Below are 19,029 nucleotides of genomic sequence, written 5' to 3'. Positions count from 1 at the left end.
TAATAAGGCTGAGGGTTTCATGGCTCCTAACATCGCCATTATCGGGGCTGGCCCAACCGGGCTCACTGCTGCGATTGAGCTCAAGCGTCGCGGCATAATTCCAACTATATTTGAAGCACGCAACTGTCTGGGTGGACAGTGGGCCTATGAGGTTCTCACAGACGAACCCGTTGATGTGCGCGATCCGCAAAGCCAAAGCGTCTATTCTGCAATGTACCCCAAGCTTTGGGCCAACCTGCCCAAACGCGCCATGCAAATCAGCGATTACAAGCTGCCGGAAGACTTACAATTGTTTCCGGGCCGCGTAGATGTGCTGGATTACATCGACGCCACCGCCAGAGAAGCAGGTATCCAGCCGCTCATCGAGTTCAACACACCGGTCAAGCATGTTGCCAAGGCAGGCGATGGTTGGCGTGTGAGCACTGAAGGCATCGAAAAGATCTTCACGCATGTGATTATCGCAACCGGAAAGGACAGCTACCCCAACATTCCCAAGATCGCAGGACTGGAAAGTTTTGAAGGACCAGTCACTCATTCCCAGTCTTACCGCCTGCCGAACCTTTATGAAGGCAAGCGCGTTGTTTTGATTGGAGCCTGCGTTTCCTCAGAGGATATTTCGCTGGACCTGAGCCCACATGCCGAGCAGGTGTATATCTGCGGTACGTTCCCACCAAACGGTCACAAATGCTATGTGCGCGACGGGCTTTACGGGGAGGGGCTCAATATCAGCCAGCATGCACGGCCAGAGCGCATTGAAGGACGTAAAGTCTACCTGCAAAACGGGGAAGTCCTGCACAACGTGGACGATATCATCCTGTGTACGGGATACATCTACAACTTCCCCTTCCTGAAAGGCTCTCTGGATGACATTGAACTGAGCGGGTGCTCCATGGGACCGCTGTATCTGAACATATTTTACCCACCAGACCCGACCCTTATTTTCCTCGGTCTGCCGCGGTTCACTGTCCACTTCGCCAACATTCATCTGCAAAGCATTTATTGCGCTAAGATCTTAAGCGGAGAATTGGATCTACCACCTGCCAATGAGATCAACAGGGAAATCGCCAATGGTGGCTGTGTCCTGCAAAAGAACCCTGCCAATCTGGAAGAGTACCACAACAGCGTGTTCGAGAGCTTTACCAGGCTGAGCGACATGACCGGAGAGCCTGATCTGGATTGGAGGACCTTTTTAAACACGCTCAACGATCATAAACGCCAGTATCAACAAAACTACCGTCTTCACCCCTTCACCTACGACCTGAAGGAATAGAGCAAACGATCTTTCTGATCTGCTGCACCCACTGCAACTCACCTCTTGCCTTTATGCGATTCGTATACGATATGTATATCAATCATATAAAGGGCCATTTCCATGGGCATTGTAAAAATCTCTGATGACCTGCATGAGGAAATCAGAAAAGCGAGCACGGTCATGTCTCGCTCCATCAACGCGCAAGCAGAATTCTGGATCAAAATGGGCATGCTGGCAGAGTTGAACCCAACACTGAGCTACACAGAACTGGTTCAACAACAGCTCAAAGCTTGCAAGGTCGCTCCCCCAGAGGTGATCGAGACATGAGCGCGATCATCATCAAAAACGCCGATGAAATCGCCCTGATGCGCCAGTCCGGCAAACTTCTCGCGCAAGTCTTCAAAATGCTGGAAGACGTTGTGAAGCCCGGTGTCTCTACACTTGAGATCAATGATCGGGTAGAAGATTACATCGTCAACCAACTGCAAGCCCGCCCAGCCAGCAAAGGCCAATACGGCTATAAGTTCGCACTCAACTCCTCCATCAACGAAGTTGTTTGCCACGGCATACCTGATCAAAACCGCAAGCTGACAACCTCAGATATCATCAATGTAGATATTACATTGGAGAAGGATGGCTTCATTGCAGATTCCAGCACCACCTTTGTGATGCCAGGCGCTTCCCGTAAAACACAAAAACTGGTCAAGACCACTTACAAGGCCATGTGGGCCGGCATCAAAGAAGTCCGTCCCGGCGCAAAACTGGGCGATGTGGGTGCTGCTATCCAACAACTGGCAGAAAAGGCCGGCTACTCAATCGTGCGTGATTACTGCGGCCATGGCATTGGCCGCGACATGCACGAAGGCCCTTCCGTGATGCACTTTGGCAAACGAGGCACTGGCGTTGTGCTGAAAGAGGGCATGACCTTCACCATCGAGCCCATGGTCAATGCAGGTACAGACCTCACCGTTACCAAAGAAGACGGCTGGACAGTAGAAACTCTCGACCGCAAACCATCAGCCCAATGGGAACACACCGTATTGGTGACAAGCGACGGCTTTGAAGTACTGACACTGCGGGATGGAGAGAAGGTGCCTGAGTAGGAGCAGCAGAGCTCTCGCATTCTCCCCCTATGACAGTTCGCAAAAGATATCGATACGTCCCTGCAAGCATTGATCACCCGCAGGGACGTTTTAGAATGTCAGAGAGCCGCCAGCCTATGCCAGCTCAGGCTCTGCTTTGGCTCGCTGTGTTGCATGAAGAGTACTGCGTTTGTATTGCTGCCAGTCCTCCGCGTAATCGCAGTCCAGATACTCTTCGAAATAAGGGCCGCCATAGGTGTAGTGAACAAGGGCAGCCTCTGGGTTGTATGGATAATCCTCGACCAGATGGTTCCAGATCAGCGGCAGAGAGCCTATCTGCTTGTCATCTCCAAGCCATTTGAACTGGTGCAGTTCAAGCCCGGAACGCGTGTTTACATATTCTGGTGTGAGTGCTTTGCACTTGGCATTATTGAACATCATAACGCTCGACCAGTTCTTCTTCTCATATTTGGACTGGACGTTATTGAGGAACTTCGTGTCACTCACTGGCGTGTAATCATGCTTGCAACACATCACTGCGTAGTCGTCATCACGCATATTCCAAAGCTCTGCGATATCTTTTCGCACGATCATGTCGCAATCCATAAAGATCGACCAGCCTTCATAATTGGACAAATACGGCGCCAGAAAGCGGCTGAATGAGAACTCGGTGGATTGAAGAGGATGCTTCTCACGCTTGAAGATACTGCGTACGTTATTCAGAGCAATGGGCGTGATGGAAAGTGGAAGGGATGAGTTCTCAATTATGCTTTGAACAAGCACATGATAGGCAATCGTTTCATTGGAATCATAACCGATGAATATTCGAACACTCTCTGACATTTTGCGAACCACCATTGAACTGAGTAAAGAACCCGATAGAATTGATGGTGCAATTAGTAAGAAAAAATGCAGATTAATAAATCTGTCAGATCTTGTTGTATGTATTTGTTGTGTGACTTGTATTAATGCCATGAATTATTTGAATAATTCTAGACTTTGCTAGAAGCTTTATTTGGTTAAGAAATCTCCCTAAAGTAGTAGGCCATTCGAGCCACTATAAGCTCGTCTTATGCAATGCGCAGGGTGTTAATTTAAGATTTGGCATAGAATAGCGCAATACAACTCAATGCCGATATCGCTCTTCTGCCTCATAATAAACATCGAAGCCGACAGCCTTTTGCAGGTCTTCAAAGGTCATGGCAGGGTCAGTGAAGATGCCTTGTTTCATCTTATCCAAGGCCTCCTGCTGCGCTTTGATCATACCCATCAGGCCGGTGAAGGGATAGGTTGAAATGGCGAAACCAAGCTCCTGAAGCTCAGCTGGTTGAAGGAATGGTGTTAGTCCGCCCTCCAGCATGTTTGCCATTTTAGGTCCTTCAACTTCGTCACAGTAGCGTTTCATTTCTTCAACGGTCCGCGGCGCTTCCACAAAGGTCATGTCAGCACCGATTTCGCGGAAGTTTTTGGCGCGCTCTATGGCTTCATCCAGGCCATGCTCAGCGCGGGCATCTGTGCGGGCAAGCACCAGGATATCTGCACCTTCGTTCTTCGCATCGACAGCGGCACGAATGCGCATGAAGGCTTCCTCACGATCCACCACGTGTTTGCCTTTCGTGTGACCGCAGCGTTTGGGCGCCAACTGATCTTCAATCATCACACAGGCCATACCGGCATTGGCATAGCCCTTGACTGTGCGTTTGACGTTGAGAGCGTTTCCATAACCCGTATCACCATCCCCAATCACAGGAATGTCGGTCGCACCGGCAATGTTACGGGCCTGATCAACCATTTCTGCATAGGAGATGAGGCCCGCATCCGGTTGTCCGAGACGAGCCGCGGAAACACCAAACCCACTCATGAAGGCGAGGGGGAAACCGGCTTGCTCGATCAGGCGAGCGGAGAGGGCATCCCAGCAACAAGGCGTTACATTCAGTTTGCCGCTTTCGAACAGATCTTTGAGCACCTGAGCTTTTGACATTTTTATGTGCCCATCTTCTATGTGTTATAAGGGATATACAGGGCAAGCCCTTGCCAAAAGTAAAGCAGGGCGGCAGTTGCCAGCATCATGAGTGCAAACGGCCACGCACCTTTGGCGACTTCTGACAATTTCGCCCCGCCAACAGCTTGAATAATAAAGAGGTTCATTCCCACGGGTGGTGTAATCAGCGCAGTCTCGATGAGCACCACGAAAAAGATGCCAAACCAGATCGGATCAATGGACATTCCCACTAGCGCAGGAAACAGGACTGGCACCATGATCAGCAACATGCTGAGGGATTCCAGAAAGAAGCCAACGATCAGCAACACCAGACCAACGGCGAGAATAAACAGGCCCGGCTCAGAGATGTTGGTGGTGAGCAGTGTGGAGATATCCTGCGGCAAACGATAAAGAGTGATGGCGTAGGAGAAGACCTTTGCCCCCGCAATGATGAGGAACACCATGGTGGTGGTCTTCATGGATTTATAGGTAGCTTCCTTCATCTTCTCCCAGTTCATCCGCCCCATGACGAATGTGATGAGAAGCGCCATAACAAAGCCAATGCCAGCACTCTCCGAAGGTGTGGCGATGCCCATGTAGATGGACCCGATGATAGATCCAGCCAGCAGCACGGTCGGCAGAGCCATGAAGGTCGCACGTCTGCGTTCCACCCAGCTCGCTTTCTCAATGCGCTCATAATTGCTGTTAAAGCGCGAGTAGAGCATGCCATAGACGATGAACACACTGGCAAGAAACAGGCCGGGCCCAATACCCGCAAGGAACAGCTTCGGGATCGAGCTTTCGGTTACAATCCCGTAAAGGATCAGTGGGATAGACGGCGGAATGAGGATACCCAGCGTTCCACCAGCTGCCAACATACCCAGCACAAACGGGCGCTCGTATCCGCGCGAGGTCATCTCAGGGATCGCCACCGTCGCGATGGTTGCTGCGGTCGCCACGGAAGAACCTGAAACGGCAGAAAACAGGCCGCAAGACAGAATAGTTGCGACACCAAGTCCACCCGGCCAGTGACCGACCCAGCTTTGCACAGCTGCAAACAAGTCTTTGCCAACCCCGCCTTTCAGCAGCACGTTGGACATGAGCAAGAACATGGGCACGGCTAGCAGCTCAAAACTGTCCATGGAGCCATAAAGGCGCTGGGGGACGGCATTCAGTGGCAGCGGGAAGTACCAGAGCAGGAAAACTCCGAGCGAGCCAAGCGCAAATGCGACCGGGACACGGAGAACAAGAAGTAGCAGCAGGGCTGCGAGAATGAGAAACCCAGTCATGTGTAGCCCCTAGATCTCATGTTGCAAGGTGTCATCAGCAGGCACCCCGTCACGCCAAATCTTTACAGCCTCGGCAATGGATTGCAGGCCCAGCAAGGCAAAGCCAACCCATACTGAGGCATGCGTGAACCACTTGGGCAGAGCAAGATAAGTATCAGTGGTGTGACCGCGCAAAGTGGACTTGAGCCAGAGACCATAACCGTACCAGACCGCTGTTAGGCAGAAGATCAGGATCACCAGAATGGAGAAGGTCTCAACCACCTTACGCAGCACTGTATCCGGGCGTCGAAAGGCCACATCAATAACGATCATTTCGCGGTGCTTGAGCGCAAAGGCTGCGGCAAGGTAAGCCCCCCAGATCTGACCGATCCGAGAGACTTCATCCACCCACACGGTCGGGCTGTTGAAGACGTACCGGGAGACGACTTCGTAACAGATGAAAAAACCAATTGCGAAAAACACCCAGGCAGCCAACTTGCCAGTGAATTCGGAAATATGATCGATGAGCTTAATCACGGCTGAGCACCAAATGGATTTTCCGGAGAGCAGACACGCACTGTTTGGAGTGATCATTATGTGCAGTCGGCTCCCTCAAAATAAAGGGGATCCTAAAACAGGATGGGAGAAAAGGAGCCGCATGGCTCCCTTTCCAAATCAAATTGAAGATCTGAGCAGGTGAACCTGCCCGTAAATCTTACATGCCTTTTGCAGCATCAATGGCTTGCTGACCAACAGGGCCAGCCGCTTCAACAAAACGGTCCTGAACAGAGGCTGTTGCTTCCACCCATTTGGCGCGTTCTTCATCACTCAAGCGGATCACGTTGATCTTGTCCTTGACGCTTTCAACCAAGGCATCTTCACCGGAATACACCTGATCACGCAGCTGTTTTTCGACAACAGCTGCTGCATCAAGAATGATCTGCTGGTTTTCAGCTGAAAGGCTCTCAAAGAACTCGTTGTTGATCACAGCGACAAACTCAATGGCGAAATCATAGGAGAGGGTCATGTTCTCCATAACTTCATAAAGCTTGCGGCTGGTTACGCCAGAAGTGCCGGTCATGCCCACATCAACTGCACCCTGCTGATAAGCAAGGAATTGCTTGGAACCAGACATCAGAGTTGGTGCCCCGCCAAGGGCTTCAACAGTCCAACCAAGGACTTTGCCGTAGGTCCGAACCTTTTCGCCTTTGATGTCTTCAGGGGTTCTGATCGGATCACCGTTGTTGAGGTAGATGTTACGGCCATAGGCCTGCCACCACAAAACGCGGGCACCGGTTTCTTCCAGTACGGCTTTATCGAGAATCTCACGCATCGGCGAGCCGTTGGCAGCAGCAGCCCTCAGGTGGTCTTCATCACGGAAGAAGAACGGCAGGTTGACGATTTCAACGGCAGGAACGGAGCCTGCAAAGCGGCCAAGAAACGCTGAGCCAGCTTCAATCGCTCCAGAACCAACCGCTTCCGGAACCTCCTTGTCCTTAAACAGCTGCGCAGACGGGAACAGCTGAAGACTCAGCTCACCGCCCGATTTTTCTTCAATAATTTCCTTGAAGGCATTCCAGTTTTGACCAAGACTATGGCTTTCAGGTAGCTGTAAAGTAACGCGAATTGTATCTGCAGCCATCGCGGTGGCGCATGACAAGGATAGTGCAGCTGCACCCAGCATTGAAATTAGTTTTACTCTCATTGGTGTCCCTCTCCCAAAACAAACCTCTTGAAATATGTGGTATATTAGAGAGTGTTTTTTGCGGAAGTACAGGCCGTTATTGCTGAGAAAATGTAATTATATTGTCCAGATCTCTCAATTCCAGCTGGCTAGAAAGGCGCCTCTTGTCTGCGATGCCTTTCGGCGAACTCCCAGTGACCGTTACGTTCCTGTGAAACTTCACAGGGGTTACATCTCACCAACTCCTCTCAAAATTACGTTTCGACGACCGCAAAACATTTCCGCAAATTCAAACGAAAGTTCTCCGAGTTATAAACATGACGTGCGCGGCACAGTTCAGGTTACAGCGTTGCTGCCTGCATATTGAGCGATCTTTGCCCTTGATTTTAGGGAGATGAAGCCAACCCGTACACGTGCTTATCTAGCGTGTGTTTGGACTGCGCATTGTGACCACTTGAAAGAACGTGGGCTAATCATGCAGGATTTTCGCCATCCGCAGAAGGCGAGGTCATCAGTCTGTACCAATCGGATGCTACCTCATCCAGACATGGGTGAGTCGGCGGGAAGGGCGATTTCGTGGGTAAAGTTATGGTACTGGGCGGCGATGGTTTTTGCGGCTGGCCCACGAGTCTGTTGTTCTCCAGCCTTGGCCACGATACCGTCATTGTCGATAATCTCTCTCACCGCAAGATCGACGTTGAGCTTGAGGTTTCCTCTCTCACTCCCATTGAGCCGATCAGTGAGCGGTTGGCAACATGGGAAGAGCTGACGGGCAACACCATTCGTTTTGCCAATATAACGCTTGGCACAGATTATGACCGCCTGTTGCAGTTGTTGAAGCACGAGAAGCCGGATGCAATCATCCACTTTGCAGAGCAGCGGGCAGCGCCATACTCCATGAAGTCTTCCTGGCACCGGCGCTACACGGTTTCAAATAATCTCAACGCGACCAATGATGTGCTCTCTGCAATCGTTGAAGCGGAGCTGAATACTCACCTTGTGCATCTCGGTACCATGGGGGTTTATGGATACAGCACGGTGGGCTGCGAAATCCCCGAGGGATACTTGCGGGTTCATCTGGATGTGAACGGAGATATGCGCGAGCAGGAGATCCTTTATCCCACAAACCCCGGTTCCATCTACCACATGACCAAGTCGCAGGATCAGCTGTTCTTCCAGTTCTACGCCAAGAATTATGGACTGCGGATAACCGATCTGCATCAGGGTATCGTCTGGGGCACACAGACCGAGCAAACCTCACTGGACGAGCGGCTCATCAATCGTTTTGATTATGACGGCGACTACGGCACCGTACTCAACCGCTTCCTCATGCAAGGCGCAATTGGGTATCCGTTAACCGTGCACGGCACAGGCGGCCAGAAGCGGGCTTTCATTCATATTCAGGACACTGTGCGCTGTGTTCAGCTCGCCGTCGAAAATCCACCAGAGCGTGGAGATCGTGTAAAGATCCTCAACCAGATGACAGAGGTCCACCGGGTTCGTGATCTAGCCGAGATGGTCGCCAAAATGGCGAGTGTGGAAATCGCATATCTGGAAAATCCGCGCAAGGAAGCTGCCGAAAACGATTTGATGGTGGCCAATCACAAATTTCTGGAGATGGGACTGGAGCCAATCACGCTGAGTGATCGGTTGCTTGAGGAAGTGACTGATATTGCGAGAAAATACTCTGATCGCTGCGATACGACCAAAATCCCTTGCTTGTCCCTCTGGTAACTTTACGGGGATAGGCCGATGAAAATTGTCATTGTCTCCGACGCCTGGCACCCGCAGATCAACGGGGTGGTTCGTGTTTTAGAGATCACACGCCGCGAGTTATCCGCCCTGGGGCATGAAGTTATCCTCATCACGCCCGATCAGTTTCACCAAATGCCGCTGCCAACCTACCCTGACATCAAGTTGGCGCTGTTTCCCTATTACAAGCTTTCCTGCATGCTGCGCGAGCTGAAACCCGATGCATTGCATGTGGTGACCGAAGGGCCGTTAGGTTGGGCCGCTCGCAAATACTGCCGCCGCAATGCGCATCACTTCACCAGTTCATGGCTCTCCAAGTTCCCGGAGTATGCCTCCATGCGCACCGGTCTGCCTGAGGCTTGGTTTTACAAGTGGTTGATTGCCTTTCACAATCAAGCCACCCACACCATGGTCACTACACAGACTATGTTGGAAACGGCCAATCGTATCGGAATTAAGCGTGCGGTACGCTGGCGGCGGGGGGTTGAGCTGAAGAAGTTCCGGCCTGTTCCTTCTGAAATGTTTGCAGACCTTCCCAAACCAATAATGCTCTATGTGGGGAGGATTGCGCCCGAGAAGAACCTGGAGGCATTTTTAGATCTGAACGTGCCGGGAACGAAGATTCTGGTGGGGGATGGGCCCGATCTGGCATCGCTTACAAAGCGCTATCCAGATGCCGTCTTTACTGGGGCAAAAACCGGAGATGATCTGATCAAGGCTTATTGCGGGGCGGATGTGATGGTTTTTCCATCTAAAACCGATACATTCGGTCTCGTTAATCTGGAGGCGATGGCCTGTGGTATCCCCGTTGCAGCCTATCCGGTGACGGGCCCCAAAGACATTATTAGTGATGAGCCGGTTGGGGCGATGGATGAGGATCTCGCAGTTGCAATCCAACGTGCTTTACCAATGAAACCAGAGAATTGCATCGCTCATGCCAAAACATTCTCTTGGGAGCGGGCAACGCAGGACTTTCTGAATAACCTCGTCAGTTTTTCTATAGAGCAACCTCAGAAAGCCAAGGATATCCTCACATCATCCGCTCATACAGATCAAACATAATCCAGAGCGTTCCGCCAACCATCAGGAAGATCAAAACGCCTGCAAAACTCATGGCAAGCACGTTTTCAATCGGGGTTCTGCTATCAATGCCAAGGAAGTAATGCAGATGTACGCCAACCTGAACAAGCGCGCATAAAGCGATGATGCCGAAGGTCAGTTCAACCGGAAACGCCATGGTCCAGACAATGGCAAACGGAATGAGTGTGAGCGCCAACGCGAGGATAAACCCGGTGATCAGCCTCTTTGCACTGTGAGATTGCGGGTGCATCTTACTCTCCTAAATAAGCCAGCCGGGCATGTAGACGATTGAGAAAATGCCGATCCAGACGATGTCGAGGAAATGCCAGAACATGCCGAGGCGATGGAGGCGGGATTTGACCGGAGAGGTCAGCCCTTTGATGAGAATCTGGAAGATCATCACCGTGATCCCAATCATGCCAAGGCTCACATGTGCGCCATGTGTTCCCACCAGCGTGAAGAACGAGGTGAGGAAGCCACTGGTCTGCGGTCCGGCCCCAGACTCAATCATGCCAACAAATTCAATCACTTCCAGCGATATGAAGCCCATACCAAGCACGATGGTAACAATCAGCCAGAACACTGCCTGACTTTTATGCTCTCTGACAGAGGCAAGGGACGCGAAGCCAAACGTTACGCTTGAAAAGAGCAGGAACATGGTTTCGGCAAAGACGTGTTTGATGTCGAACACGTCAATCGGCAGCGGTCCGGTGGCAGTGTTCTGGAACATGACCACGTAAGTTGCAAACAGAAGCGAGAAGATGATCGCATCTGTCATCAGGTAGAGCCAGAAGCCCAAGTCTCTGATATCTAACGTTTCTTCTGTCGGTCCGGGGGAGCCGGTGGTTTTAGGGCTGTATGTGCTCATGACCAGAAATCCCCCGGTGCTGGTTTGTGGGCTTCCAAAGCTTTGACGCGGGCCTTCTCATGGGCCTCGATCTCGGCAGCGGGGATAATCTCGTAGGTATGATCTTGCGAGCCGCGGGTTATCAAACACGCCAGCACGCCAAGGAACCCGAGGGCGACCAGCCACCAGATGTACCATGTGACAGCAAAGCCGATGAGGAACCCGAGACCACCTAGGAAGACACCAATGCCTGTGTTCCGGGGCAAGTGAATATCCTCGTATTTTTGCGCAGGGGCATAAGCCACGCCGCGCTGCTTCATATCCCAGAAGGCATCAATGTCCTGCACATCCGGGATCTTGGCAAAGTTATACTCGGCAGGAGGGGAAGAGGTTTGCCACTCCAGTGTCCGGCCATTGTACGGATCACCCGTCAGATCGCGGTTCTTTTCCCGATCACGAATGCTTACATAAAGCTGCATACCCTGACAGAAAATACCGATCAGAACACTCAAGGCACCGACTGCTGCTACGATCAGATAGGGTTGCCACTCGGCAACATCGTAACGCTCCATCCGGCGAGACATGCCCATGAAACCAAGGGCATAGAGCGGCATGAAGGCGAGGTAGAAGCCGATGATCCAGAACCAGAAAGAACGAACGCCCCACGCCCTATCCAACTTGAAGCCGGTTGCCTTGGGGAACCAGTACTGGAAGCCGGCAAAGTACCCAAAGACCGCACCGGGGATCAGCACGTTATGGAAGTGCGCGACAAGGAACGTGGAGTTATGCATCAAAAAGTCGGCAGGAGGGATCGCCAGCAACACGCCGGAAACGCCGCCAAGCACGAAGGTGATCAGAAAACCGATGGTGAATAACATGGCTGGGTGGAAGATGATCCGCCCCTTGTACATGGTGAACACCCAGTCAAAAATCTTCACACCGGTCGGAACGGCGATGATCATAGTCGCAATGCCGAAGACCGCATTCACATTGGGGCTGGAGCCCATGGTGAAGAAATGGTGCAGCCAGACCGAGAAGGATAAGATGGTAATAGCTGCTGTTGCGTAGACCAGTGACTTGTAGCCAAAAAGCCTTTTCTGAGAGAAGGTTGCGACAACTTCTGAGAACACGCCAAACGCGGGTAAGATGAGGATATAAACTTCCGGGTGTCCCCAAATCCAAATCAGATTGGCGTAATTCATCATGTTGCCGCCAGAATCATTGGTGAAGAAGTGAAACCCGAGAATCCGGTCCAATCCGAGCATCGCAGCAACAACTGTCAGTGCTGGAAAAGCGAAAGCCATGAGTAAACTGGTGCATAAAGTGGTCCAGGTGAACAGGGGCATCTGCATCAGGCGCATTTTGGGGGCGCGGCACTTTATGATCGTGACGACAAAATTAATCCCCGTCATGGTGCTGCCCACACCGCTGACCAGCAGCGCCCAAATCCAGTAATCAACGCCCACACCGGGACTATACTCAGCGCCGGAATACGGTGGGTAACCGGTCCACCCAGCGGTTGAGAATTTGCCGATGACAAGGGAGACCATCACCAGCGCTGCCCCTGCTGCTGTCAGCCACAAACTGATGGAGTTCATGAAAGGGAAGGCCACATCACGTGCGCCTAACTGCTGTGGCACCACAATGTTGATCAGGCCTGTCAGGAACGGCATGGCCATGAAAAAGATCATGATTGTGCCGTGAGAACTGAACACCTGATCGAAATGCTCAGGGGCAAGATATCCATCATTGTTCAAGGAAATGGCCTGCTGGGAGCGCATCATGAGCGCATCCACAAAGCCACGTACCAGCATCACCATGGCAAGGGCGATGTACATGATGCCGATGCGTTTGTGATCAAGGCTTGTCAGCCATTCATCCCAGAAATACCGCCACTTACCAAAGTAGGTGACCAGCAAAAAAACGGCCAGTCCGCCCAATACGGTGATTGAGGCACCACCAAAAGCGATGGCACTGTAGAAGGGGAGAGAGTCTAATCCTAATCTTCCTAGCATGGTGTATCCCCCTCACAAGCAGGTTGGGTCGTCACCGGTGCGTGTCGGCGCAAGGTGGTTTCGGGCCGTCGGGCGTACTTCTTCAAAATCTCTGCAAACAAGTCGGGCTTGACCCAGGAGAAATACTCCACGTCGTGCCCGATGGTCGGCTGTGCCAGTTGATCATAGGTCACGGTGGAGAGCGGTTTGGTCTGCGATTTGGCATTGGCAACCCACGCATCAAACTCGTCCGGTGTCATGGCAACAGCATCAAAAAACTGCATGGCAAACCCGTCACCGCTGTACTGGGTGTTGCGGCCACGGAAGCGTCCTATCTCATTGGCCTGCAAGTTCAACTCGCTGGTCATCCCCGCCATGGCATAGATTTGTCCCCCCAGTGCGGGTATGAGGAACGAGTTCATCACAGTGTCAGAGGTCAATTGCAGGCTGACAGCCTTATCCACGGGGAAGGCAAGCTCATTGACGGAGGCAATGCCAAGCTCCGGGTAGATGAAGAGCCACTTCCAGTCTTGCGCCACCACCTGCACATTGATGGTATTTTCCGGCGTCGCGATCTTCTTGTAGGGGTCGAGCTTGTAGGAATACGTCCAGACCAGATAGCCAAGCGTGATGATGATGGCCGCTGGAATGGACCAGACAAACACCTCGATAATGGTGGATTTGTGCCAGTCCGGCTTGTATTCACCGCTGCCACCTTTTGCGCGGTAGCGCCAGATGAACCAGAACACCATAAAATAAACGGGAATAACCACGATCAGCATGATGAAGAAGGCGGTATAAAGCAGATCGCGTTCTATCAGGGCAATCGGGCCTTTGGGGTCGGCAACCGGGGAGGTCTGAAGGCCGCATCCAGCTAACACAAGCAGGAGGCCCAGCAGAGTTATTCCCGTTATGAAAGGTTTTGAAATGAAATGTTTCATCGTAATCCCGCGCAGGAGTGGGTGACCTAACGGGGATATTTCAAGGGGGTGGGGATTACAGAATATTTAAGGTCGCGGCCCGACGGCCTGAGACCCATGAGATTTCAGGAACCAATTCTTTGAGGGGAGCACAGAGATGGTTATCAATTACTCCCCCGTCTCTTTCAATTTATCCCCCCGCCTTTGCAGGAGCTTTAAGGCCTTCCAGCATTTCTGCCATTTTCGCCTGCACCATGGTCACCGCCTTCAACGGGCGCAGCATGACCTTGAAATCGTCAATCAGGCCCCCCTCGTTCCAATGGATCATATCAACGCCGTTGATGTAGATGCCATCGACCTCTGTTTCGAACTCCAGCACAGCGTTGTCGCCACAATCCAGAATGCGCACATATTTGAAGGTGTTGTTGACGCCCAGCACTTGCGCTGCACCGTAAAGATACATGACCGTCATCTGCTGTCCGCGTTGCGGCGTGTGCACCACGGGGCTGTAAAACACGCAGTCCTTGGCAATCAAAGCGGACAACTTCGCCAGATCCTTGCCACCCTCCAGCATATCCAGCCACTTTTGCAACTGCTCAGAATATGGTGTCGACATCATCTTATCCTCCCCGGTGTCTCTTTTCGTTCTCCTAAAACACAGGCAGGAGAGTCAGAGCCCCTCCAGTCAAACTCATATTGACGTAATGGTCAACCTAATCAGAAGAGACGAGAACAAGTGCACGCTTGCTTGAGGATTTATGAAGAGAAACTCAGATTTTTGCGTGGTTTCCTTAGGGCAGCATTAGCGAGCTAAGTGCTAGAAATATAACAGGAAGTTTTAGTTGCGTGGATTTTGAAAGGTTTATGCGTTTTTTGCGTTATCTGGCGTTTTTTGTTTTTCATGGTCCAGAGCAGAAAATGAGCAAACACAGTTGTCACGCGATCGATATGTACCGCGGAGAAGCAGCAACACATGCCTGACTCCATCCTCTATCGGCCACCGGCTCCCACGCCTTGCAAGCCACTTCGTGGTCTGCGTCTGTTTCGCGTGTTCTGGGCGCGCAACGTTCTAACGTTGATTCCCGGAGAATTCTTCAACAGCCCGATGGAGAGGATCTATTTTACCAAGCGCCCCTGTTTCCTTGTCAACGCGCCTGATCTGGTCAACGAGGTTCTGGTCGAGAAACGACTGTCCTTTCCCAAATCCGATGTGATGGTGGATACGCTCAAGCCGGTGATTGGTGAGAGCACCATTCTTGTCAGTGGTCCCAAATGGGAAGAGCAGCGGGAAATGATTGCCCCCGTGTTTTCCCATGTCAGCATTCGTGGTGCGTACAAGCATGTTCAAAGTGCCTGCACGCAGTTTCTGTCTTTTCTGGATCAAATGGCGCAACTCGGTAAGACCATCAGCTTGCGCGATGAAATGAACCGATTGACCGCTGATATCATCTTCCGCACTATCTTTTCGCATCCGGTTGACAATGACCGCGCACGCATGGTGTTTTCGCTGTCTTCACGTTACCAATCCATCACGACCACATGGGCGCGCAAAATGATTTTGCGCGGAACGCCAGACGCCCCCAAAACTCCTATGCCAAAGGAAGCGGAGCTTCTCCGCAATGAATTGCGCCTCTTGCTGCGAGATCTGGTGGAGGAACATACCGCCAACCGGTTTGGCCAGCACGATGATATGTGCCAGAGGCTGCTTGATGCCCGGCACCCACAAACGGGCCAGCCCCTGAGCAAGGAACAGCTGGTAGATCACATTGCAACTTTCTTCCTTGCTGGACATGAGACAACCTCGGCAATCCTCAACTGGGCCTTTTTCATTCTTTCCCAGCGGCCTGATTATTCGGAGCGCATCAGGAGAGAGACCGACAATGTTACCAATGGCGAGAACATCGAGTACCGGCATATCTCCAAACTGAAATTCACACGGGATGTCTTCCGCGAAACCATGCGATTGTATCCACCAATTGCTTTCATGACCCGTATGGCGGAAGAGGACAGCACCATAGGCGGTCACAAGATTCCGCGCGGGGCTCTTATAATTATATCACCATGGATCGTGCATCGGCACAGGTCCTATTGGAACAATCCGGACCACTTTGACCCGGACCGGTTTGAACGCGCTGACGACCCCATGACCAGCGCTTTCATACCATTTGGTGTTGGCCCCCGCGTGTGTGCAGGCGCCAGTTTTGCAACGGTGCAGGCAATCGTCTTGCTGGCCCGTCTGACACGCTTTTACAGTTTCAAAGTTATGAAGCCTGACGAGGTCTTTCCAGAATCCGGTGTCGCCTTGCGGGCGGGTTCAGAAATCAGATGCAAACTCATAAAACGCCATCATATGGCACAATAGCAGGTCAAAACCTGCGAATAGCCCGAAACTATCGGGTGGCATCACCGCCAATTATATGCATCATTCCGTAAGGGTAAGAACTGGGAGGTTGGTATGCGCTGGATTGCTGGGTTGGTAATTATCATCGTCGGAGCTGCTGCGGGCTACTATTGGTACTCTCTGCCACCGACCTATCCCGGCAAATACATCGTCACCGCAGACCGCGTCTTGACCATGGACCCGGACCTGCCACAGGTGCAGGCCGTGCTGGTTGATGACAACGAGATCATGGCCGTTGGTGATGTGCGGGAGTTGGAGGGCCTTGCCGACGTGGAGATCATACGCCTCAAAGGCACATTGATCCCGGGCTTGATTGAACCTCATACCCACCCGATTGCAGCTGCCCTGCTGGGCTCAGCCACCGACATCAGCGCCTTTAAATACGACAACCGCATGCAGATCATGCAGGCCCTGCAGGATTCCGCCGATGAATTCAGCGTAACCCCCTGGGTACTCGCCTACGGTTGGGATCCGATTGCGATCAGAGATCTTTCTCCACCAACACTGGCGGAGCTGGACGCCATCTCCCCTGATAAACCCATGCTCGTTCTGACCCAGATGATGCACGAGGCTTACGCCAATACCGCTGCGCTGAAAGAAGCTGGTGTTGACCCGCGCCGCGGCCCAATGCTGAGAGAGCTGGAAGAGATCAACCGTGTTGTCTCTGCCATTCCCGCCCCTTCAGATGAAGCGGTCGAATTGCTGGTGCGCAAGACCTATATTGACTACGCCAAGGCAGGTTACACCACCATTGGCGTGACGGGCGCTGTCGGCCGCCATCCCAACCCTGTTGGTTTGTTGCAACGCGTTGGGCTGGAAGACAATCCACCACTGCGAACTTACGTTTATCTGACAGAGGACCAGCTTCCCAACTGGCGCTTTGGCGGGGATGACCGGTTCACCATCTTAGGTGCAAAGTTCTGGCTGGACGGATCACCGTTTACGGGCGGGGCCGCAACCCATGAGCCCTATGAAGATTCTGAATTGGTGCTGGAACGGCTAGGCCTGTCTACGGGTCACCGGGGCGACCTCAGCATGAGTGATACAGACCTGTTGGAAAAACTCCGCGACGTGCACAAACGCAGCGGGCAAGTGGCGATGCATGCGCAGGGAGAGCGCGCCATTGATCAGGCGTTGATGGCGATTGCCGCCATTCAGGCCGAAGACCCGCGCGATGACATAGAGCACCGACTGGAGCACAACGCGCTTATAACCAACGAGCAAATCCAGAGAGCAGCTGATCTGGGCGTATCTCTAGGTTTCTTTGTCGATCATATCAGCCACTACGGTGATCAGCTGGAAAGCCTGTTTGGTAAAGAGCGGCTGGATCGCTACATGCCTGTGCGCGATGCAAAGGATGCCGGTGCTGTCATAACCTTCCATGGGGACCACCCTGCAACGCCCATGAACCCGATGGGAACTGTTGAGACTGCCATGTCCCGCACATCCACCAGTGGCAACACGGTGGTTGGCGCAGATCAGGCTGTTACGCTTGAAGAAGCGTTGCAGGCCATGACAGTCAACGCCGCTCGTCAGCTGGGGCAGGAAGACACGCTTGGAATGATTGCTGTCGGCATGAAGGCCGACTTCACTCTGCTCAACGGCAACCCTCAGGTTATGATGCCACAGGGCTTGCGCCTGATCCGCCCCGCCATGACGATCCGCAACGGCCAACCCGTAGATACCCGCTTTGTGAGCTGGTTTGACCCGGAACTGGCCATCAAAGCCATCTGGAAAATGATGATGGGTGACGACAGCGAGCCCACCAGCACATAGGAAGCTCGCCAGTTTAGCTATCCTCTGGCATCTGGCCCAGCCGAAACGGGCAGTCTACTCACAGTTTCTGCCTCAGCCAGTCGAGCGCCTTGGCAGCTGTCTCTGGCCACTGGTCCTCAAACTGGATGTAGTGGCAGGCCCCGTTGACCGCAAGGAAATCCGAGTTTTCGTAGCGCTCCGCCATCAATCGCGCGGTGCTTGGCGTCACAGCCTTGTCCTCGGTTCCAGAGACGAAGAGCAAGGGGCAAGAGACCTTGTTCGGGTCAACAAACGTGGTTTGGCGAACGTCATACATCCAGAAGACAAACTCGAAAAGCACCCGCCCGGATTCGGAGCAGAGACGCGCATGGATGTCCCGCTGTAAACTGGGCGGCAGCGTGTTGAACCCATACGTCGTCAGAAGCTCGAAATCCTGCTCCAGGGCCTGCTCCCAAAATGCGCCAGCCGAAATGAGCAGCTTGCCAAGTTCGCGCTCCCCGTCCGTCGTCGGCAAAATGCCGTTCACAATGCTGTGTTGAGAAGAACCCCTGCTTTTATGGCGCCCTCGGCTGCCAAAAGCTGCGCGATAACCCCGCCAATCGAGTGCCCGACAACAACTGGCGCCTCGCCAATCTCTGCTATGGCTTGCCGGGCATCCTCCACATAATCCGCGATACTCACTCCGACAAGCTTGTCATCGCGTTCCGGCCCGGGTGGCAGGTCATGATGGGGTAGCTTGAAAGTACGTGTAAAAAGTTCACACGCGCCATGCGGTGTCCAAAAAAGGGTGCGCCAGAGGAATGAACAAACATGCATAATATCAGGTAGTTAGTACATTGCGATTTGGTGTCCATGAACGCGTACATAAATGGACAAGCTTTCCCGTTTACTGCTTTTCGAAACGGAAACTCTTACCAGAGTACTTATCTCATCATCAGGTAGTAGATTGATTTAATTATATAAAACATCAAAACTACCGCTGGTGCGAACTTTTTACACGTACTTTCAAGCTA

The 19,029-nt window shown here is 52.4% G+C and carries 19 protein-coding genes; 7 read left to right on the top strand and 12 right to left on the bottom strand.

Annotation, left to right across the window (positions count from 1 at the left end; translation table 11 throughout):
* Positions 1 to 19: 19 nt before the first annotated feature.
* The 3 genes from PsAD13_RS26225 to map all read left to right on the top strand — a co-directional run bounded on the left by PsAD13_RS26225 (position 20) and on the right by map (position 2,355).
* On the top strand, positions 20 to 1,270 hold the full coding sequence (locus PsAD13_RS26225) for an NAD(P)-binding domain-containing protein (RefSeq protein WP_063319970.1): 1,251 nt from the start codon (positions 20 to 22) through the stop codon (positions 1,268 to 1,270).
* 102 nt (positions 1,271 to 1,372) lie between these two features.
* Positions 1,373 to 1,579 (top strand): ParD-like family protein, encoded by a 207-nt coding sequence (locus tag PsAD13_RS26220; protein ID WP_057461352.1) that lies wholly within the window; start codon positions 1,373 to 1,375, stop codon positions 1,577 to 1,579.
* Positions 1,576 to 2,355, top strand: a complete 780-nt coding sequence (gene map, locus PsAD13_RS26215) for a type I methionyl aminopeptidase (protein WP_063302922.1) — start codon at positions 1,576 to 1,578, stop codon at positions 2,353 to 2,355. The genes PsAD13_RS26220 and map overlap by 4 nt, the downstream gene beginning before the upstream one ends.
* 114 nt (positions 2,356 to 2,469) lie before the next feature.
* On the opposite strand, the gene PsAD13_RS26210 is transcribed toward map, so the two are convergent.
* From PsAD13_RS26210 to dctP, 5 genes are all read right to left on the bottom strand, one after another.
* On the bottom strand, positions 2,470 to 3,177 hold the full coding sequence (locus PsAD13_RS26210; RefSeq protein WP_063320080.1) for a glycosyltransferase: 708 nt from the start codon (positions 3,175 to 3,177) through the stop codon (positions 2,470 to 2,472).
* Positions 3,178 to 3,460: 283 nt separating this feature from the next.
* Positions 3,461 to 4,315: an isocitrate lyase/PEP mutase family protein gene (locus PsAD13_RS26205; protein WP_063319969.1), complete on the bottom strand. Its 855-nt coding sequence runs from the start codon at positions 4,313 to 4,315 to the stop codon at positions 3,461 to 3,463.
* A 17-nt stretch (positions 4,316 to 4,332) separates the two neighbouring features.
* The gene (locus PsAD13_RS26200; RefSeq protein WP_063319968.1) at positions 4,333 to 5,604 is read right to left on the bottom strand and encodes a TRAP transporter large permease subunit; all 1,272 of its coding nucleotides are present in this window, start codon (positions 5,602 to 5,604) and stop codon (positions 4,333 to 4,335) included.
* 9 nt (positions 5,605 to 5,613) lie between these two features.
* A complete protein-coding gene (locus tag PsAD13_RS26195; RefSeq protein WP_063320079.1) occupies positions 5,614 to 6,120 on the bottom strand; it encodes a TRAP transporter small permease in 507 nt (168 codons plus the stop codon).
* A gap of 178 nt (positions 6,121 to 6,298) precedes the next feature.
* The gene (dctP, locus tag PsAD13_RS26190; protein ID WP_063293421.1) at positions 6,299 to 7,288 is read right to left on the bottom strand and encodes a TRAP transporter substrate-binding protein DctP; all 990 of its coding nucleotides are present in this window, start codon (positions 7,286 to 7,288) and stop codon (positions 6,299 to 6,301) included.
* A gap of 567 nt (positions 7,289 to 7,855) precedes the next feature.
* On the opposite strand from dctP, the gene PsAD13_RS26185 reads away from it, so the two are divergent.
* Together PsAD13_RS26185 and PsAD13_RS26180 are read left to right on the top strand one after the other, a co-directional pair.
* On the top strand, positions 7,856 to 9,001 hold the full coding sequence (locus PsAD13_RS26185) for an NAD-dependent epimerase/dehydratase family protein (RefSeq protein ID WP_063319967.1): 1,146 nt from the start codon (positions 7,856 to 7,858) through the stop codon (positions 8,999 to 9,001).
* An 18-nt stretch (positions 9,002 to 9,019) separates the two neighbouring features.
* On the top strand, positions 9,020 to 10,081 hold the full coding sequence (locus PsAD13_RS26180; RefSeq protein ID WP_063319966.1) for a glycosyltransferase family 1 protein: 1,062 nt from the start codon (positions 9,020 to 9,022) through the stop codon (positions 10,079 to 10,081).
* Here the strand turns inward: PsAD13_RS26180 and cyoD are convergent.
* The 5 genes from cyoD to PsAD13_RS26155 all read right to left on the bottom strand — a co-directional run bounded on the left by cyoD (position 10,050) and on the right by PsAD13_RS26155 (position 14,479).
* Positions 10,050 to 10,349, bottom strand: coding sequence for a cytochrome o ubiquinol oxidase subunit IV (cyoD, locus tag PsAD13_RS26175; RefSeq protein ID WP_063287574.1), 300 nt, complete (start codon positions 10,347 to 10,349; stop codon positions 10,050 to 10,052). The genes PsAD13_RS26180 and cyoD overlap by 32 nt on opposite strands.
* Positions 10,350 to 10,358: 9 nt before the next feature.
* Positions 10,359 to 10,967 carry a cytochrome o ubiquinol oxidase subunit III gene (gene cyoC / locus PsAD13_RS26170; protein ID WP_057461360.1) on the bottom strand — a complete coding sequence of 203 codons (609 nt, stop codon included), beginning with the start codon at positions 10,965 to 10,967 and terminating at the stop codon, positions 10,359 to 10,361.
* Entirely contained in the window at positions 10,964 to 12,961 is a 1,998-nt protein-coding gene (gene cyoB, locus PsAD13_RS26165) for a cytochrome o ubiquinol oxidase subunit I (RefSeq protein ID WP_063319965.1), read from the bottom strand. Before cyoB ends, cyoC begins: the two co-directional genes overlap by 4 nt.
* Positions 12,955 to 13,881, bottom strand: coding sequence for a ubiquinol oxidase subunit II (gene cyoA / locus PsAD13_RS26160; RefSeq protein WP_208986955.1), 927 nt, complete (start codon positions 13,879 to 13,881; stop codon positions 12,955 to 12,957). The genes cyoB and cyoA overlap by 7 nt, the downstream gene beginning before the upstream one ends.
* Positions 13,882 to 14,050: 169 nt before the next feature.
* Positions 14,051 to 14,479 carry a nuclear transport factor 2 family protein gene (locus PsAD13_RS26155; protein ID WP_208986954.1) on the bottom strand — a complete coding sequence of 143 codons (429 nt, stop codon included), beginning with the start codon at positions 14,477 to 14,479 and terminating at the stop codon, positions 14,051 to 14,053.
* Between the two features lie 354 nt (positions 14,480 to 14,833).
* Here PsAD13_RS26155 and PsAD13_RS26150 point away from each other — a divergent pair, with 354 nt between their 5' ends.
* Together PsAD13_RS26150 and PsAD13_RS26145 are read left to right on the top strand one after the other, a co-directional pair.
* Entirely contained in the window at positions 14,834 to 16,222 is a 1,389-nt protein-coding gene (locus PsAD13_RS26150) for a cytochrome P450 (protein WP_063319963.1), read from the top strand.
* Positions 16,223 to 16,315: 93 nt separating this feature from the next.
* Positions 16,316 to 18,037: an amidohydrolase gene (locus PsAD13_RS26145; protein WP_063319962.1), complete on the top strand. Its 1,722-nt coding sequence runs from the start codon at positions 16,316 to 16,318 to the stop codon at positions 18,035 to 18,037.
* A 58-nt stretch (positions 18,038 to 18,095) separates the two neighbouring features.
* On the opposite strand, the gene PsAD13_RS28225 is transcribed toward PsAD13_RS26145, so the two are convergent.
* Both PsAD13_RS28225 and PsAD13_RS28220 read right to left on the bottom strand, forming a co-directional pair.
* Positions 18,096 to 18,530 carry an alpha/beta hydrolase gene (locus PsAD13_RS28225; RefSeq protein ID WP_208986953.1) on the bottom strand — a complete coding sequence of 145 codons (435 nt, stop codon included), beginning with the start codon at positions 18,528 to 18,530 and terminating at the stop codon, positions 18,096 to 18,098.
* An 8-nt stretch (positions 18,531 to 18,538) separates the two neighbouring features.
* The gene (locus PsAD13_RS28220) at positions 18,539 to 18,832 is read right to left on the bottom strand and encodes an alpha/beta fold hydrolase (protein WP_208986952.1); all 294 of its coding nucleotides are present in this window, start codon (positions 18,830 to 18,832) and stop codon (positions 18,539 to 18,541) included.
* Positions 18,833 to 19,029: the final 197 nt, after the last annotated feature.

This window comes from Pseudovibrio sp. Ad13 (genome assembly GCF_001623225.1).
Classification (GTDB): Bacteria; Pseudomonadota; Alphaproteobacteria; order Rhizobiales; family Stappiaceae; genus Pseudovibrio.
This window is presented reverse-complemented; position numbering and strand designations above follow the sequence as displayed.

Bases quoted from the DNA above. Each gene is read 5' to 3' on its own strand.
- PsAD13_RS26225 (WP_063319970.1), top strand. From the start codon at position 20: ATGGCTCCTAACATCGCCATTATCGGGGCTGGCCCAACCGGGCTCACT.
- PsAD13_RS26220 (WP_057461352.1), top strand. From the start codon at position 1,373: ATGGGCATTGTAAAAATCTCTGATGACCTGCATGAGGAAATCAGAAAA.
- map (WP_063302922.1), top strand. From the start codon at position 1,576: ATGAGCGCGATCATCATCAAAAACGCCGATGAAATCGCCCTGATGCGC.
- PsAD13_RS26210 (WP_063320080.1), bottom strand. From the start codon at position 3,177: ATGTCAGAGAGTGTTCGAATATTCATCGGTTATGATTCCAATGAAACG.
- PsAD13_RS26205 (WP_063319969.1), bottom strand. From the start codon at position 4,315: ATGTCAAAAGCTCAGGTGCTCAAAGATCTGTTCGAAAGCGGCAAACTG.
- PsAD13_RS26200 (WP_063319968.1), bottom strand. From the start codon at position 5,604: ATGACTGGGTTTCTCATTCTCGCAGCCCTGCTGCTACTTCTTGTTCTC.
- dctP (WP_063293421.1), bottom strand. From the start codon at position 7,288: ATGAGAGTAAAACTAATTTCAATGCTGGGTGCAGCTGCACTATCCTTG.
- PsAD13_RS26185 (WP_063319967.1), top strand. From the start codon at position 7,856: ATGGTACTGGGCGGCGATGGTTTTTGCGGCTGGCCCACGAGTCTGTTG.
- PsAD13_RS26180 (WP_063319966.1), top strand. From the start codon at position 9,020: ATGAAAATTGTCATTGTCTCCGACGCCTGGCACCCGCAGATCAACGGG.
- cyoD (WP_063287574.1), bottom strand. From the start codon at position 10,349: ATGCACCCGCAATCTCACAGTGCAAAGAGGCTGATCACCGGGTTTATC.
- cyoC (WP_057461360.1), bottom strand. From the start codon at position 10,967: ATGAGCACATACAGCCCTAAAACCACCGGCTCCCCCGGACCGACAGAA.
- cyoB (WP_063319965.1), bottom strand. From the start codon at position 12,961: ATGCTAGGAAGATTAGGATTAGACTCTCTCCCCTTCTACAGTGCCATC.
- cyoA (WP_208986955.1), bottom strand. From the start codon at position 13,881: ATGAAACATTTCATTTCAAAACCTTTCATAACGGGAATAACTCTGCTG.
- PsAD13_RS26155 (WP_208986954.1), bottom strand. From the start codon at position 14,479: ATGATGTCGACACCATATTCTGAGCAGTTGCAAAAGTGGCTGGATATG.
- PsAD13_RS26150 (WP_063319963.1), top strand. From the start codon at position 14,834: ATGCCTGACTCCATCCTCTATCGGCCACCGGCTCCCACGCCTTGCAAG.
- PsAD13_RS26145 (WP_063319962.1), top strand. From the start codon at position 16,316: ATGCGCTGGATTGCTGGGTTGGTAATTATCATCGTCGGAGCTGCTGCG.
- PsAD13_RS28220 (WP_208986952.1), bottom strand. From the start codon at position 18,832: ATGCATGTTTGTTCATTCCTCTGGCGCACCCTTTTTTGGACACCGCAT.